Annotated in this window: 14 protein-coding genes; 1 reads left to right on the forward strand and 13 read right to left on the reverse strand. The window is 58.3% G+C overall.

The features are described 5' to 3' along the window. The 13 genes from tssM to tssA all read right to left on the reverse strand — a co-directional run. Window positions 1-3,157, reverse strand: a 3,157-nt coding sequence (tssM, locus tag APH41_RS19615; RefSeq protein ID WP_054920875.1) for a type VI secretion system membrane subunit TssM, incomplete at its 3' end; no start/stop codon positions are given. A gap of 15 nt (window positions 3,158-3,172) precedes the next feature. Further along, a complete protein-coding gene (gene icmH / locus APH41_RS19620) occupies window positions 3,173-4,033 on the reverse strand; it encodes a type IVB secretion system protein IcmH/DotU (protein ID WP_054898533.1) in 861 nt (286 codons plus the stop codon). Window positions 4,034-4,038: 5 nt separating this feature from the next. Continuing rightward, window positions 4,039-5,367, reverse strand: a complete 1,329-nt coding sequence (gene tssK, locus APH41_RS19625; RefSeq protein ID WP_054898532.1) for a type VI secretion system baseplate subunit TssK — start codon at window positions 5,365-5,367, stop codon at window positions 4,039-4,041. A gap of 1 nt (window position 5,368) precedes the next feature. Further along, a complete protein-coding gene (tssJ, locus tag APH41_RS19630) occupies window positions 5,369-5,854 on the reverse strand; it encodes a type VI secretion system lipoprotein TssJ (protein WP_034126100.1) in 486 nt (161 codons plus the stop codon). Window positions 5,855-5,859: 5 nt separating this feature from the next. Beyond that, window positions 5,860-7,053, reverse strand: a complete 1,194-nt coding sequence (gene tagH / locus APH41_RS19635; RefSeq protein ID WP_054920877.1) for a type VI secretion system-associated FHA domain protein TagH — start codon at window positions 7,051-7,053, stop codon at window positions 5,860-5,862. Between the two features lie 10 nt (window positions 7,054-7,063). Further along, a complete protein-coding gene (locus tag APH41_RS19640; protein ID WP_034126102.1) occupies window positions 7,064-7,195 on the reverse strand; it encodes a hypothetical protein in 132 nt (43 codons plus the stop codon). Window positions 7,196-7,230: 35 nt separating this feature from the next. Beyond that, on the reverse strand, window positions 7,231-8,760 hold the full coding sequence (locus tag APH41_RS19645; RefSeq protein WP_054898530.1) for a sigma 54-interacting transcriptional regulator: 1,530 nt from the start codon (window positions 8,758-8,760) through the stop codon (window positions 7,231-7,233). 83 nt (window positions 8,761-8,843) lie between these two features. Continuing rightward, complete coding sequence (tssG, locus tag APH41_RS19650; RefSeq protein ID WP_054898529.1) at window positions 8,844-9,869, reverse strand: type VI secretion system baseplate subunit TssG; 1,026 nt, start codon at window positions 9,867-9,869, stop codon at window positions 8,844-8,846. Continuing rightward, window positions 9,833-11,620 (reverse strand): type VI secretion system baseplate subunit TssF, encoded by a 1,788-nt coding sequence (gene tssF, locus APH41_RS19655; protein ID WP_054898528.1) that lies wholly within the window; start codon window positions 11,618-11,620, stop codon window positions 9,833-9,835. The genes tssG and tssF overlap by 37 nt, the downstream gene beginning before the upstream one ends. Next, a complete protein-coding gene (tssE, locus tag APH41_RS19660; protein WP_054898539.1) occupies window positions 11,610-12,011 on the reverse strand; it encodes a type VI secretion system baseplate subunit TssE in 402 nt (133 codons plus the stop codon). Before tssE ends, tssF begins: the two co-directional genes overlap by 11 nt. Window positions 12,012-12,025: 14 nt before the next feature. Continuing rightward, window positions 12,026-13,504 (reverse strand): type VI secretion system contractile sheath large subunit, encoded by a 1,479-nt coding sequence (gene tssC, locus APH41_RS19665; protein ID WP_054920879.1) that lies wholly within the window; start codon window positions 13,502-13,504, stop codon window positions 12,026-12,028. Window positions 13,505-13,519: 15 nt separating this feature from the next. Beyond that, complete coding sequence (tssB, locus tag APH41_RS19670; protein ID WP_034126107.1) at window positions 13,520-14,029, reverse strand: type VI secretion system contractile sheath small subunit; 510 nt, start codon at window positions 14,027-14,029, stop codon at window positions 13,520-13,522. Between the two features lie 25 nt (window positions 14,030-14,054). After that, window positions 14,055-15,596 (reverse strand): type VI secretion system protein TssA, encoded by a 1,542-nt coding sequence (gene tssA / locus APH41_RS19675; protein WP_054920881.1) that lies wholly within the window; start codon window positions 15,594-15,596, stop codon window positions 14,055-14,057. 93 nt (window positions 15,597-15,689) lie between these two features. On the opposite strand from tssA, the gene APH41_RS29210 reads away from it, so the two are divergent. Beyond that, on the forward strand, window positions 15,690-16,100 hold a 411-nt coding region (locus APH41_RS29210; RefSeq protein ID WP_218187870.1), incomplete at its 3' end, for a hypothetical protein.

Below are 16,100 nucleotides of genomic sequence, written 5' to 3' on the forward strand. Positions count from 1 at the left end.
TCTTCTCGATTCCCAAGGGTCGCTGCTCGGTGCCTTTCTCCAGGACGAGACTGCTGCGCCCATTGTCTGCATCGGTGGGCCAACGGAACGCCACGGGCACGATGGGACCGTGGCGATATTCCAATTGCTGGTCACCCACGCGCAGAATCGCACGACTGATCGATGGGTCCAGGCTGTAGGGCGCCACGGTAAACCGCACAGATAACTCCTCCGTGTCCTCGGTAAAAAAACCGCGGCGTATGGCCTGGGTTTTTGTCAATTGCTCCAACAGCGAACGCGAAACCGGCAAGCTCTGGCCATCCAGCCCACGCAATCGGTAGCGAGTGCCGTCGACACTGATGAAAGGCCGCAGGTAGTTCTCATAAAAGCGCGCCATCACCCCTCGTGGCTTGAAGAACTCCTGAAAATCATGAAGGGCTACGTCATTGCTCGCGTTGGCATGGAACGGGTAACGTCGTCCAATTGCCTTGGCGTAAGGGCTACGCACATCGCTCTGATAGCGTTGGTTGACGTGCACATAGGCCTGCTCCAGCAAATGCCGCCAACTCTCGTCGGCCAGGCCCTCAAGCCAGCCGGCAACGGGTAGCGGCAGACGCGCAGCGGCATCACGCAGGCTACCCAGCACATCCTGCTGCCCCTCCATACGCTGCCGGGCACGCAGGAAGGCTGCCTGCTCGGGTGCGCTGTCACGGTTCAATGCCGTCAGTTGCAAGTGCAGTTCATCCAACTGACGCAAAGCCTGGGTCAACTCTGCTCCGGGGTTGTTCTGCTCATCCAGCAATTGATGCAAAGGCTCGAATTTTTGTTGCAACGCCCGCCGCGCAGCATCAGCAAAAGCCACTGGCCCAGCCACCAGCGCCGCCTTGGCCACGTCTGCGGGATGTTGCACTACTTTATCGAGCAGCTCATGACCTGGCAGCAAACGCGTGTTTTCACGCAGCTGTTGCAACAACCGAATCAAAGGGGACTGGGCCGAAGTCAGGCTCATGAGTTGCTCGGCGTCCTGGCGTAGGCTGTCGGTCTCTTGCAGCGTGATACGGCCGAGAACATCGCTCCAGGCATCGGCATATTCACTGAAATAGCGCTGTTGCAATTGCGCCATCAGCCGACTCAAATCTTGATGGCCCAGGTCGGCACCCTCACCGAGCACCCAGTTATCCCGGGCAATGGTGTCAACCAACCGTGGGCCCTGCGTCTCAAAGTACTGCAGATACCTTTTGGTATAGAAACCCGGTACGGAGGGGGCGATACCAGCGAATACATTGCCCTCGGCCAAGCGCAAGGGTTCCAGGTCGCGAGCTTGTTCGCGCAGTACCCGATACACCACGTCGGCCAATGACTCGCCCCTCAGTGCTTCGCGAGCCTGAGCCACCCGTTCCTCGTTGAGCGGCCCGACAAACGGGCGCTCAAGCAGCCGCGCAAAGTGATCAGTCAGGCGCTTCTGTGTCGACATGTCCCCGGCAAAACGCTCCGACCAGAGGCTCGCCATATGTTGTGCCAGCCAAGCAGTCTCACGGCGCTCGCGCAAGTTGAGCATCAAATACGCGCGCAGATTGACCAATAGCCGGTCCCGATCTCCCAGGCTGGCATATACCTGCTCGTCCAGTTGGGCGGTTATCCAACGCAGCAATTGCTGGTGCAGTGCCTGCTCATAGGCGTGTTCGACACTGGGCCGACTCAGCTCGCCCTGATACAGCCCAACGTGCTCGACCAGGCGCACATCTGCCGACCTGGGAAAAACCCGGGTCGCCGCCAGCCGCGTATCCAACAGCGCCAACAGCGCCGTGCTGTCATCGCTGGCTTGCGAGCCAAGCGGCGGGAGAGCTACCAGTGCCGCCAACTGCGCCAGTCGTTGATGGTTGACGGCATAACTGTGCCACCACAGCCCGCCGACACCGCCAATAACCAAGGCTACGGCCATCGCTTGCAACCCCTGGCGCCAACGGATTCGCTGTCGTTCCTCGGCCTGCAAGCCAGCGAGGTCGGCTTCGGCAAAGATTGCCTGGCTGAACAGGCCCTGCACAAATCGCGGGTGCCGGCCATCGGCGCAGGTCAGGAAAATCCCTCGCAGACCATTGATGGGTTGGTAGCGATGAGAGGAAAACGCCATTTCAGCGAACAGATTCACGCGTTCACCTATTCGTGCCACCTGCTGGGGGAATCCCAGCATCAGCCCCCGGCGCTCGACATTGCGCTCCTGGTGCAATCGCCCGATCAGCTCACTATTCAAGCGCTGTAACAATCGCTCGACGGCCCGGCGAACCTGCGTAGTGTCAGTATCCTCGACATGGGCGTCCAAGTGCTGCCCAAGCAAGCTGTCAGCACTCTCTGCGTGGGGCAGGTCGAAGAACTCAGCGAATCCCGACAACCGATCGGCCTGGGTCAAAACCAGGTAGATCGGCACATCCACATGCAACGTCTGCTGAATCTCCTGCAAACGTGAGTGCACACGGCGTGCGTGATGATCCAGGTCGTACTCGTTGATGCTCAACAACGTGTCGACCGACAGCGTCACCACTACACCATTCAGCGGACGCACTCGGCGCCGCCATCTGAGCAGATTGAGCAGGGTTGCCCAACCTGCGGCATCCACTGAGCTGTCAGGCTGGGTAAGGTAGCGCCCCGGCGTGTCGACGAGTATGCCTGCGGCGGCAAAGTACCATTCACAATGAGTGCTACTGCCCATTGGTCGCCCTTGGGCAGGGTCGAGCGCCAACGGCAAGCCGGCGGCAGCCAGTAACTGCGTTTTGCCACTGCCCGGCTCGCCGATCAACAGGTACCACGGCAGATCATGGCGCCACCGTGCGTTATGCACGCCATAATGGCTGGATGTTTTCAGCAGATGCACAGCGTTTTTGAATCGAACGCTTACCTGACGGCGCTCATCCTCGACCCACTTCAACGGCTGCTCACGCGGGGGCCTTTGGCGCCTGGTAGCACTACCAGTATCCGTAAGCGCTATCACCAGCCCCCACAGTAAAAACACGATGCTGATGGTAAGCAGGCGAGCAGTCGTCCCCTGCCAGATACGATAGTCATCCACTGCCAACAGCGGCCCTAAAAACCACACGAGTGCCGCACAGGAAAGCGCCAGCAGAAGGCTCCAAACCCAAACCCTGCCCAGCACGGCGCCCATCCTCTTGAAGAATGCGCTCATTCATTGCTCCAGCGTTTACAAGGGCGTACGAATCAGGTCCGACGCCGAGAATTGAAGGGGTTGCAGTGCATTCGATCGTTCCTTGCTCAGTACCCAGGCAAATCCTGTATACAGAGCCAACAAACAGCTCAGGGTGAATGCCACACACCAGGTGACGGGAATGACACGGATCCGCTTGTGCGGGTCCTTCCCCTGTATGGCAGGCAGTAGCGGCGCCTTCAGCGGTTCCCCACGTACATGCCTGATCTGGCGATACAAGGCATCACGAACAGCCTCAAGTTGTGACGCGCCCCGCTCCATGACCCGGTATTTGCCCTCGAACCCCAAAGATAGACACAGGTACAAAAGCTCCAGCATCGCCAGGTGCTTGAGGGGGTCGCGCGACAGCCGCTCCAGCAGTTGGAAAACTTTTTCGCCCCCGAAGGTTTCGTTATGAAAGCGGCTCAACAGGCTCTTTTTCGACCACTCGCTCTGCGCCCCCCACGGAGTTATCAAGACCGCCTCGTCAATCACACTGCACAACACATAACGCGCCGATATTATCTGGCTGCTTTCCACGCCGCCCTGCAAAGCGTGGGTTTCAAATTGATTGACAGCCAACGACAACCGCTCGTTGAGCGTGTCCCAACTTTCACGGCCAGAGCAGCGCCTGAGCCCTACAACCTCGGACAATACCGCCCAGGCTGCGTCGACTATAGGGTTGAGCCCAACCTGGAAGCTTTGCGTATCGAGCCTGAGGCCGGCGTAGATCATCCGATCTTCCAACTGCTCATAACGCGGCGGCGACGGGAAGTCCGTTAATGGTCCTTGGGCAGGCCCATGACTTTCCCGGTCAAGCAAGACGGTTTTTTCATCTTGAGTGCATTCACTTTCCATGGCGTTCAATTCCTGATGGCCCAGAAGTCAAGTTCAAGCCCGGTGAACTCACCTCCTACGTGGAAAGCGAAACCACCTGACTGCTCCAGTTGTGCGATATCACGAGCGCTCATATCGAGCATGAAGTAGGTCTTGCCGGCGTGAAATGGAATCTGTCGCGGCGCCACTGGCAACGACGTGACCTTGATACCGGCCAAGTGCAGGTTGACCAATTCACGTATGCGCTCAACCGGCGCGACTTTCAGGTGTGCCGGCAGACGCTGGCGCAGTTCCTGCGCCTCACACTGCGCAGTGGCCGCCAAAATGAAGGTGGCCGTACCAAGCAATTTCAACTCGCTGACTGGGCATACCAGGACGCCATATTGGCGCGGCTGCAAAGCCAACTTGATCGCCTGTTGCTCCAACACCACAGACAGCACCAAGCGCACCTGCTCCATCAGCCCACGAAAACTGGCGCCCTGATCACCGTGTTGGTAATGAACGTTCAACTGCGCACGCTTACTGTCACTGGCGAACGTTGATAACTCACCGAGCAGGGACACCAGCGCACGGAACACTGCTTCGGGCCGCACCCGAGCCTGGCTCAGGCAGTGGCGCAGCTCCAGCTCGGTACGATTGATTACTTGCAGCATCAGGAAGTCAGCGATTTGTGTGCCTGCGGTCGTGCTCTCGCCACGAATACGTGCAGCGATGGCATCGCCCCTGCTGACAAGCAGGCCGATCACCTCCTTGAGACACGACGCCACGTACCCATGCTCCTGCACGAAAATGAACGTAGGGATGAACGTTGTATCCAGGTTCACTCCCCCCTCGTCGGTGGCGTCCAGTACCTGGGCGATCTTGAGTTTGACGAAGTGCTCGTCATGCGGATGTTCGCCCAACAGAAGACGTAAGTCGGGACGTGCGCAGTTGATCCGGCAACGCGTATCCACACCCGCATTGGCATCTCCCACTTCCACTTCGCAGCTGACGTAGCGTGCCAGCACATCACTCTGTCCTGGCTGGCGAACTTCAAGGTGACTGCCACTGGCCAACGGGAGCGCGAGGAAAACGCCTTGTCTGCCCGTGTCGGTGGGTACCTGCAACACCAGAGGTTCCATGCCGGGGCTCAACTCAAACAGGCTACCGTCCGGCAAAACGCCGCTGGCCTGGTTGACCACCAGCTTGCCCAGCTTGAGGTACTGCAAATTGAGTTCCAGCGTGAGCAAGCCCCAGGTATCGCTGCCCAACAAGCGCGTCTGGGTGAGTTGTTGATGATAATAACGGTCGTTGTGCTGCAAGTGCTGTGGCCGCAACAGCATGCCTTCTTGCCAGATAACTTTCTGAGCCTGCATGTCACTGCGCCTCCAGGCCGGCGAGTGAGCCAGCAACGCGTATACCGGTCTGATCCAATACCAGATCAGCACGGTTACGTTGTTGCACGGTCAGCGGGATCAGCAGCCGCCACTGGACATTGGGCAGGTCTCGATAAGCCGCCAGCACCCCCACGAAACGACTGTCAGGTCCGATACGAAGCTTGAGCCCCAGGCGGTCCCCAGGGCGCAATTCAAGTTCGTCGCTGTTTACCCAGTCCTTGGACAGCGTCTGCTGCGCATTGCCATACAGACCGAAGAAGTCGGCATGTTCAAAAGCGACGCCCTGGCGCAGTTCAATCAACTGCACCACAACTGGCGAGGGGCGGCCATGCAGATCCGGGTTGACGAGTTCACTGGCGGTCAGCGCCATGTCTAGCTTGGTCAGCTTAGAAAAAGGCGAGGCGGCGCTGCAACCTGTCAATAGCCCGAACATGAGCAACAGCAAAGCAAGGGTGACTCGGTACATGAGCATTATCCTGGAAAATCAATATGCAGGCTGGAGATCAGGCGCACCTGCTCCTCATAGGCCTTGGCGAAGTCGCCCCCCAAAGGACGATCATTCAATCGCTCTTGCGCCACCAGACGCTGGTAATGACGCTGGTACGCACGCCAATGCTCACCATCCGAGAAAAACCCGACCGACTTGCCCGAGGACTCGAAGCATCCCAACAGATAGCTGGGCTCAAAGGCCGCACGGGCGTTGCGCAAGGTGCTTCGACAGGCGGCCAACAGTGCGACCTGATGCGCTTGCAGTTCCCGGTGAGCCTGGGTGATAGCCCGTACAGCGGGCATCTGGCCTAACGCACTTATATCCAACATCGCAGCTACCGCAGCATCGATGTCGCTACACGCTTTCAAGGGATTAAGGCCCACACCATGGCTGCCGAACGGCGCTGTATCCAACTCGTTATTCAATTCGTCACGGGTGCGCAAACTTTGTTGCAACCCTTCGATCGTCAGGCGAAATAAGCGCGCCACCTTGATCGCCAGTGCTTGCCGACCCGGTTGATCGAGCGTATTCAGGTCCAGGCCCAAGGCTGCTGCAAATTGTGGCCAGAACTCGTCATCAGTCGGCACAGTCATCGCTGCCTGTACCGTAGCAACCTCTACCGCGGGTTCTTCCCGACGTGGGAAGACCACGTGCTCCCGGTCAGCCCCGTAGCGATCCGTCCACACTTGCTGCTCATCGGCGGACTCGTTCAATGCCTCCAGATCCTGCGAAAAGGCATGCATACGGCAATCAAGGTCCAACTGATGCGAAGGGCCCAGCGAGAGGAAGGCGTCTTCAGGGATCGTTACTGCCGAGGCGGCCTGCAAGCCGCCAGCAGGTTGCGGTGGCTCCAGCAAGCGCGCACGTATCGCCAACGCTCCCAGCTCGAACACTTCGCCATCACTGATCAATCGCGCGTGCCCCTTGCGCAGGCGCTCATGACTCCCTGCCACCCTGATTCCGTTGCGGCTGATATCCGTGAGGAAATAGCGGCCCTCGCGGTAGGCGACCAGTCCATGGTGGCTGGAGAGCACGCGGCTGGCGTCAGGTATTACCCAATCACATTCCGAGCCGCGGCCGATCACGCCACCACTCACGTCAAACACTTTGCGGTCCAGGGGCACGTTCTTTTCGCTCTCGGGCGCGCAGATCTCAAACACAAGCTGCATCTTCATGACCCTCCATTCAGCGGCCACGAGTGATCGCCTGTGGGTCACCCACAGGATGGTACTCAGCGTCATCGAATACATAGTTGGCGTTACAGCCACCCAGCAAAAACAGTACAAGCACGACGATGTGCCATGGACGATCAGGCATCGGCTTTCTCCCATAGTGAAAATAAGGTGCGTCATTCAGCGTTCTTCCCTGGCATCGCCAAAGGGAATGTTCAAGCGGGCAAGACGGTAGAGCAGCGTACGCCGGGCAACCCCTAGCTCCCGTGCCGTACGGGTGCGATTACCGCGATTCTTGTGCAGGCAATCGAGCAAAAACGTGCGCTCCACTCGCTCCATGCGCTGGCGCAGGGTCGCTTCATCGGTAGCGGCTGGCGTCAGTGTCATTGGCAGCGCCAGATGCTCCGGTCGGATCACGCTGTCGTCACACAACAGCACGGCGCGCTCCACCAGGCATTTGAGCTCGCGTATGTTGCCGGGGAAGCTGTGGCTGGAAAGTTGATCAAGGGCGGTATTCGACCAATCGACAGGTGACCTTTCCAGCGCTTCGCAAACCTTGTCCGTGAAATAGCGCGCCAGTTGCTGTACATCGCCGTCTCGCTCGCGCAGGGCCGGTAGAGTGATGGGAAACTGAGCAAGCCGATAATAGAGATCCTCGCGAAAGCGCCCCTCGGCAACCATCGCCGCGAGGTCGCGATGGGTGGCAGCAATGATGCGGACATCAACCTTATGGGCTGCACTGGCGCCCAGTGGGCGAACCTCGCCCTCCTGCAATACCCGCAGCAACTTGGCTTGCAGTGACAGCGGCATATCGCCGATCTCATCCAGCAGCAACGTACCGCCATGCGCAGCGTCGAACAGCCCCGCGTGATTGCGCTCGGCGCCAGTGAACGCGCCTTTTCGGTAGCCGAACAGTTCGCTTTCAAGCAACCCTTCCGGGAACGCTGCGCAGTTCTGCACGACAAAGGCCTTGGCCTTGCGCGGCCCGGCGGCATGGATGGCGCGGGCCACCACTTCCTTGCCAGTGCCGGTCTCACCGTGCAGCAGCACGGTATAAGACGTGTGCAGCACTTTACTGATCAGCCGGCACGCCTGCTCCATTGCCGCACTGGTGCCAATCAAGCCATATGTTCCAGCCAACGGTTTGTCGCATCTGCGCTTTGTGCCAACGATGGGCTGGATATCGCGCAGTGCGAGTAACTGATTCAAGGCGAAGCTGCCCAAATGCCCCAAGGATGAGGCGTAGACTCGCAACTGGACCGACTGCTGGCGGGCGAAGACCAGCACACCGGTCATACGTTTGCATCGGCTGAGCAGCGGCACGATCAATAGCGCACGCCAGGGTATCGCCATTGCCGGGAGGAAGCGGGTGTCATACCCACTGTCTTGCACATCCTCCAGACTCAGGACGGAGCCCTGGTTCAAGGTTGCGTGCAGCAGCCCTTGGTGGGACTGATCGGGACACGCAGGCGCAACGGAGAGCGATGGTATCTGGGCCATATGTTGAGCGGTCAGTTCAAGCCGGCCGGTCACTTCGTCCAGCAGATACAATTGGCTGAGCTCACACTGGCTCAGCCGTGCCGCCCCGGTAACGCATCCTTCAAGTAACGAATGTTCATCGCGCTCGAACCCCAAGCGTGTGAAACAGGCAGACAGCGCGTCGACATAAACCAGCGGGTCGGCCTCTTTACCAAGCAGGTTATCGGTCATGGGCTGCACTCGTCGAAACACGCCAGGGCCAGCACTGTGTCGGTCTTGCCGACAGCGCGCCGATCAGTTGTTGCAGGTCCGCATTAGTCATGGTCATTAATCCCTGATGAATTGTGGGTCAGCGTGACCACGCCATCGGCCTGTTCATGCGCCAGCCAAGTGGTCCAGCCCAGGCGGCAAACTGTGTTCTCACCAATATGCAAGGCCTTGATCTGGCCCTGCGCCAACATCAGGCTCAGGTCGTAGTCCAAGGGGTCCCGCAGGGTCAGGCGCACCAGCGAACGCAGTGGTTGGTAGGCACTTCCGGTGGGCAGAAAATCGTGGAAACGCTCCCAGCACAGCGCCCGGACATGCACCCTGAACTTGCCACTGCGGTCAGCGATGCGGTGCCCCAGAACCAGGTCATCGCCAAGAGCACTATTGGCCCGCCCCAGATGATTGCGCTGCGTCTGGCAGACCTCGACCGTACGTGCAACCCATTGCTCTAGAAACAACGCCTCGTGCATGAAGTAGTAACGCAGGACCGACTCGATCAACGCCGCCGAATGCACCCGTAAACTCAGCAAGCCAAGGTAAGGCAGCAAGCGCTTGCAATCGACTTGGCAAACGCCCCGTATCGCAGCTGCGCCCAGCCCTATCAAGGCAAACATCTGCTCGGAAAACCTATCGTTGGCACCTGCCCGGAAACACGCCCGATAGCGGTACTTGCGCCAGATCGGCAGCATCAGCCGGTGCAGCCGATGGTGGAACAGGTCGAGAAAATCCCGAGTCGGGTTGCCACCCGAGCGCTCGGCGAATGCCTGCTCACCATAAAACGCGGGCAGTGGTGACCCCGCACCGAATAACCCCAACACATTCAGACGCAGGCGTGCGCGCAATTGGCCCTGTTCCATAAAGAACTCCACCCGGTCAATATCGTGCGCGGCAAACCCGAGACCAGGGTTGGCCTGGAATTCCAACTGGTCGTACAGCGCGTCGTCATCTAAAAGCGGATGGGCCTCGCGCAAATGCTCGATAACCTGCAGAACCGCCTGAAACAACGTGAACTCACGGATAACGCGACAAAGTTGAGTCAGAGCTGGGGTTGCTGTCCCATCTGGGATGGCCATAGATACACGTCTCCTTGTGTGCTGATGACCCGCAACTCGTGATACGAATTGAGGCTGGCATAAAGCGCAAAAAACTCATTTAGAACGCAAGCGAATACAAACAGGTCGCCCTGGCCAACAAAGCCCTGGGAATCGACCGTCAGATCGATCCGCACGCCTCGGATGGGCAGCCCGCGGTGCAGGCGATCCACTGGCTCTTGGCGGATGGAGAGCAAGGCGCCCAGTCTTTTCTGGCTGACCTTCAGGGCCTGGCGATCGTAATAACGCGACAAATCGTAGGACTCCAGAATCACTTTCAAGGCATTGATATCGGTCAACGACAAATAGTTGAGCGACATGTTGCTGATGAGCTTCCACAGATAGTCTTGGTCCAGTGGTGGTGCGAAGCTCGCCGTTGGCGCGGTGATGTTGCGGAACGTCAACGACTCCGGCGTCTGCTCACCGGGCAGATTGATATCACCCGCACGCAGTTGGCGCGGCAGGTTGCAATTAGTACAGGTCAGTTCGACCGACAAGGTTTCATGGCCCCGCTCGCGGCGGTTGCCAAACCCCATCCAGGTATCGAGCCCGGCATGTTGAACCGACGAGCGTTGGCGAATGCTGTAGCTGGGCGGTGCCGCCAGGGGCTCAGTGTCGCAGTCATGCTCAAACGACTCGAACGGCACGTAGGTTTGATAGCCCAAGCCACCGGGGCGCCACCCAGTGACCTGATCCACGGAAAAGACGCTGGCATTACCCGGCGTATATTCCCCGGGCACCAAGAGGTACTCATCCTGCTTTCCATCCAGGCGAATAGGAATCGCATCCTGCTTGAACAGGTTGACGATGGGCGTGCAATACAACTTTATGTTGTCCAGGGTGGGACGCTGAGGTTCACGGCCGTGAGTGCGATGTTCAAAGCGCATTACCATGCCATGCGCCTGCCGGAGCAGCTCGTGAGACAGCGTGTGCAGCACACTCAGACCTTCAACGTCGACAAACAGGTACTTCTCGGGAAAAGCAAAGTACTCCTGCAGGTGTCGATAACCCCCCAGGGCATTCTGCGGATAAGGAATCAACGCCTGCTCCTTGGAGAATCCCACCGGCCGAACCTGGTCAGCAGCGAGCCGTAGCATCACGGGCATGCCATCGCTGGCGATGATCGGCATACCGTCGTGATCCAGTAACAGCAGGCAGATCCCATCGAGATGACGCAACAGGTTCAGATACAGGCCCTGACTGACATAAGGATCTCCGGCCAGGTGCAAGCGCAGTGAATCAAATGCCAACTCGCTGAAGTTACCTGCGACACTCATGCTCAGGTGCAAATCCAGACGGGCCCCTTCGCCCTGGCTCCGGTATTCCAGGCCACTGAGTTGCAGGGGCATGACATCGGTGGCGTAACATGTACGGAACCGGCAACGCTCGCCGTGGATGGTGGCGCTTTCCACGGCGGTGTCCCGACCCACTCGAACACCGGGACCAGCGCGTTTCAACGGATCGAATTGCAGGATGCTGAAGGCCGGTATCGGCCGCATGTAATGAGGCCAGAGCAAGTGCATCAACGAATGCGTCAACTCCGGCAGTTCGTCATCCAGCTTCTGGCGCAGGCGCGCGGTCAAAAAGGCAAAACCCTCCAGCAAGCGTTCGACATCCGGGTCCTGACCAGCCTCGGCGAGAAACGGCGCCAGGGCGGGATTGCGCTCTGAAAAACGCCTGCCCAGTTGGCGCAGGGCACTGAGTTCGCTTTGAAAATATCGGTCAAGCGTCATCGGTAAAAACCTCAACCCGCCCGGCATCCGTGAGGCGGGCGTGGAACACCACGGGCTGCAGGATGCCGTCAATGGCCCGCTCAGCCTCGATGGCAAACGCCAACTCCAGGGATTCACGCGCCCCCGGCAACAGCCTGACACGTGCATTCGTCAACCGCGGTTCATAGGCCTGGATAAAGCGCTCGATATGTAGACGCGACTGGCTCAAGGACTCATGCAAGCTAAGCCGCATGTCATTGAGGTCCGGCAGCCCATAATCAGGCAATGTCTTGACACTGCCCGCGCGAGTGCTGAGCATTTTCCCCAGATGGGCAGCAATGGACGCCGCCCCGCCCTCCGGGGGCGACGCACCGCATTCGAGGCGTTCGAAAAGGCTGCCGTGCTCTGGCATGCCGTAGCCTCTGCTCATTCTTTATCCAGCTTACCGACCAGGGACAAAGTGAAATCTGCCCCCATGTACTTGAAATGCGGGCGCACAGTCAGGTTGACCCGGTACCAGCCAGGTTCGCCATCGACATCACTGACGACAATGCGTGCAGCTCGCAACGGGCGCCGCCCACGTACCTCGGCACTAGGATTTTCCTGGTCCGCCACGTACTGGCGAATCCACTTGTTGAGTTCCAGCTCCAGGTCTGTGCGCTCTTTCCATGCGCCCAACTGCTCGCGCTGCAGCACTTTGAGGTAGTGCGCCAAGCGGTTGACTACCATCATGTAAGGCAATTGGGTGCCCAGCCGGTAATTCAGCTCTGCGGCCCTGCCCTCCTCACTGATACCAAAGGATTTTGGCTTCTGCACGGAGCTGGCGGAAAAGAACGCCGCGTTATCGCTGCCTTTGCGCATGGTCAAGGCGATGAAACCTTCTTGTGCCAACTCGTATTCGCGTCGGTCCGATACCAGCACCTCGGTAGGGATTTTGGTTTCGATCTCGCCCATGCTCTGGAAGTGATGCAGCGGGAGGTCCTCGACCGCTCCGCCGCTTTGCGGGCCGATAATGTTCGGGCACCAGCGAAATCGCGCAAAGCTGTCGGTCAGGCGGGCGGCAAAGGCATACGCGGTATTGCCCCACAAGTAATGCTCGTGGCTATTAACCACATTCTCCTGGTAGGCAAAGGTCTTGACTGGATACTCAAGGGGGTCATACGGGGTACGCAACAGAAAGCGCGGTACGGTAAGGCCGATATAACGGGCGTCTTCGCTCTGCCGGAAACTTTGCCACTTGGCAAATTGCGGACCTTCGAAATGATCTCGCAGATCCTTCAGGTCCGGCAGCCCGGTGAAACTTTCCAAACCGAAGAACCCGGGCCCGGCAGCGGCGATAAAAGGCGCATGGGCCATGCTGGCGACGCTGGAGGCGTACTGCATCAGCTTCACGTCGGGTGCGTTGGGCGAGAGAAAGTAGTTGGCAATGATTGCGCCCACCGGCTGTCCGCCGAACTGGCCGTATTCAGCGCTGTAGACATGTTTGTAAAGCCCGGACTGGGTGATCTCCGATGAGTCTTCGAAATCGTCCAGGAGGTCCTGGCGCGAGACATTCAAGAGCTCGATCTTGATGTTCTCGCGAAAATTGGTGCGCTCGACCAGCAACTGCAAGCCTCGCCAGGAAGCCTCCAGTGCCTGGAAGTCCGGATGGTGCAGGATTTCATCCATTTGCTGGCTGAGCTTGGTATCGATCTCGGCAATCATGCGGTCGACCAGGTGTTTCTTTACCGGCTCATCACAGTTATGTGGCTTCACCAGCTCTGCAATGAACGCCGACACGCCGCGCTTGGCGATGCCGTAAGCCTCGTCGTCGGCACTGAGCAAGGTCTGGGCAATGATGTTATCGAGGATGCTGCAGGTTTCGGTGGTTTGTACGAGTGTCGAGCTGTGTTCAATCGTGTTCATGGTGTCAGTGTCCCTTTACTGAAACGGCAATGCTTGAGGGCTGTCCAGCCCCAGTTCGGCCAGGACTCGAGCGCGGGAGTCGTCATTGGCCAATGCCTGCTCGATAGCCTTGCGAAAGTTCGGCGTGTTCCCCAGCGGCCCCTTGAGCGCCACCAGGGCTTCACGCAATGCCATCAGCTTTTGCAACGCCGGGATCTGCTCGACCAGGTTTGCGGGATTGAAGTCCCTCATGACGTTGATCTGCACCTGGATCGGCAACTCCTCCACATCAGCGGTATCCTGCAGGCGATTGGGTACGCTCAGCGTCAGGCTCAAGGCTTGCTTGGCCAACACCTCGTCAAAGGTGTGCTTGTCGATACCGATGGGCTTGCGATCCTCGAGTTTGCGTGGGTCCGCACGCTGGGAAAAATCTCCCAGCACCAGCAGCTTCAACGGCAGCTCGACTTCTTCCTGGGCCCCACCGACTGCGGGTTTGAAAGTAATATTGATACGTTCCTTGGGGGCTACCGAACCGTCTTTGGCCATGGTGCTTTTCCTTTTTGATGAGGCGCTATTCAAGTACTGCTTCAAGATCGAAATGGCACAACCTGCGATGCAGTGCGTCTTTGCAGTCGCATATGGGCTGGGTTTGTGGCAACAGCTCATAGCAGCGGTACAGAAGCTTGCCGACTTGCAAGGTCAGCACCGGCTCCCAACTTTCCAGACCTGTGCGCTGTAATTGAAGGTCGAGTTCTTCCAGCTGAAGCCTGGCCAGCTCATGCTTGCCAGCCGCCACGCACAACCTGGCCAGCGCCAGGCGCCAATGAAAGCGCGCTCGATCACCGCACGCCGCCTGCAGCCCTTGCTTGAGTACGGCCACTGCTGCCTTGAGGCCGTCCTTTCGCAGGCAAGGCATCACCGCTTGCAATGTGGTCTCCCAGGGCTGCGTGTCACTGTCGGCGACAACATGGGAGGGCTCGGGCTTGTGCACGTGACGCATCACATGCAGCGCGATCCACTCACCTGTCGCAGGGTCGGCAAAGGGGGTGCCGTCGTTGAACCGATATTCAGGCAGGTGCGGCAGGCGCTGCAGCAACAGAGCCAAATGCATCTCCAGTTCAGTCATGGCCAGGTTTGCATGCAAGGCGTCCAGGCACTCCCAGACCATGCGCAAACCATCCAACCAGAACAACGCACCCGCCAGGCTTACCTCAAGCTCAGGCAACAGATCGGCGTAATGGCCTTGGCTGAGACGTTCTTGATAGCGCTTGCGCTTGTCCGCGACCAACGGGCGCAACGCCGTTACTCGCTCACTGTTGGCGTCGGGATAATTGACGAGCATCAACCACGCCAAGGTTCGACCCAGGCGCAAGGCACGCAGGTCGGTTGCGTCCTGGCGCAACCACCAGGCACATAACGGGCGGGCCTGCTCCTGTAAAGTGCGCAGCAGTCTGTGCGCGTCTTTTTCGTTGTTGATCGGTTGCCCGGGACTCAGCAACTGGGTCGTCTGCTTGACCTGGGCAATGACGTTCGCGACACCGCCAGGTTCGGATACACCCTGCGCCAAGCGCTCCGACAATTGCCGGCGAATCGGCAGCAGCAAAGGTGCATCGCTTCCAAGTTGTTCGCCCCATAGCTGGTCGAGACATGCCAGGTGTTCCAACAGGGCCTGGAATAACGGCCGTTGATCGCTGAGCGACGGGTTGAGTGCAAATGCTTGCTCAAGGCGCGACACCAGCCAGCCAAACGCCGCAGCGCGGGTTCGTAGCTTGCCAGGGTAAACCTGCTCCCAATGGAGTTCACACAGGTCACGCAGCAAACCGAGACCGGCCAGCAATCCAGCAAATGAATCACGTTGATACAGGGCCCAGACCAACCAGACGGCGACGCGTAGATCCTTGGAGTGATCACGCAGCAAATGCTCGCTGATTTCGCTGACCTTCTGCCAATCCGGCTGGCCCGCAACATGGATAGACTGGGCTTTGCCAAGCTCGGCCTCCAGCGCTTCAAACTCGCTCGAAAAACGCACGTCACTACCAACAAAACTGCTTGAGCAACATGCTGTCCGTGCAAGCTTGCGGTAATGAACATAAAGTTCTTCTGAATAAGCCATTTTGAGTTGCACACATCCGTCCGAGGTAAATAGGAGGACTTAACGCCATTGTCGAAACGCCCTTGAACTTCCATTAAAAACTCATCGAAGTGAGTGAACCTTAGCCACGACAAAAACAATCATCAAGTAACGGAACGGAACTTAAGAAACGTCCTACACACCCAACAAATAAAGGAATGCGCAACTATTTGCGCACCTCTTCATCGAAAAATCCACGCTTTATCTCCGACAGCCGCGCATTTACAACTTATAGGGCATGAGCAACTAAGTGCGCGCAGGCGTGAAACTAATAGCGCTGAAATCCACCTACCGCTCGACAATAAGCTCTCAACAAACGAACACAGAGCCGCCTTGGTCTTTATTTCATTGGTTTTCATACTTTCAGGCACGCTTCTTGTTATAGGCCTCTGCCCCTTCAGCGCTTTTGCTGTTCGGCAATACCTACTCAATCAGGCAAGGAAACCCGTCATGCCAACACCCGCGTATCTCTCCATCACCGGTGTC

Origin of the sequence: Pseudomonas sp. NBRC 111138, from assembly GCF_001320835.1 — a bacterium.
Classification (GTDB): Bacteria; Pseudomonadota; Gammaproteobacteria; order Pseudomonadales; family Pseudomonadaceae; genus Aquipseudomonas; species Aquipseudomonas paracarnis.